Origin of the sequence: Hymenobacter rubripertinctus, assembly GCF_003583925.1 — a bacterium.
In the GTDB taxonomy this organism is placed as follows: Bacteria; Bacteroidota; Bacteroidia; order Cytophagales; family Hymenobacteraceae; genus Hymenobacter; species Hymenobacter rubripertinctus.
On the sequence record NZ_QYCN01000119.1, the window covers coordinates 1 to 576 of the forward strand.

Consider the following 576-nt stretch of genomic DNA (forward strand, 5'->3'; position numbering starts at 1 on the left):
GGCAGCCGCCACGGCCAGCCCAAATACCAGTGCAAAGCCTGCCGCCACCAAGCCCTATTCGAGCCGGCCGCCGCCCGCAAGGCGGCCCAGTACGCGCAGGTGGAGAAGCTGCTGGTCGAGCGCGTCTCGCAACGAGCCATCGTGCGCCTGACCGGGGTGGCCCGGCCGACGATTGTCAAACTGGCAAAAAAAAGCGCAGRCCACGCCCCAGTTGCGCCCCAARCCCCGCCGGCCACGGGAGCTGGAGTTGGATGAAATGTGGACCTTTGTCGGCCACAAGGGCAATAAAGTGTGGCTCTGGCTGGCCGTGRAGCGGGCCAGTCGCCGTATCGTGGCCTGGGTGYTGGGTGACCGGAGCCGGGCCACGGCCCAGCGCCTGTGGGACGCCTTGCCCGAGCAGTATCGCACGGGCACGTGGTACTACACGGACGARTGGGARGCCTACCGGGGCGTGTTTCCAGCCGCTGCCCATCGGCCCAGCCCCAAAGGCAGCGGCCAGACGAGCATCGTGGAGGCCATCAACTGTTCGTTGCGCCAAAAGTGCGGCGTGTTGGTGCGCAAGTCCTGCTCGTTTAG

1 protein-coding gene and 1 pseudogene are annotated in these 576 nt (G+C 66.7%); both read left to right on the plus strand.

Translation table 11 applies throughout. The annotated features are described in order from the left end of the window. Positions 1-255, plus strand: a pseudogene (locus D0T11_RS22975) (IS1 family transposase); the annotation flags it as partial. Continuing rightward, positions 212-576: IS1 family transposase (locus tag D0T11_RS21795; protein ID WP_182888572.1), on the plus strand; the 365-nt coding region annotated here is incomplete at its 3' end. The pseudogene D0T11_RS22975 and the gene D0T11_RS21795, both read left to right, overlap by 44 nt.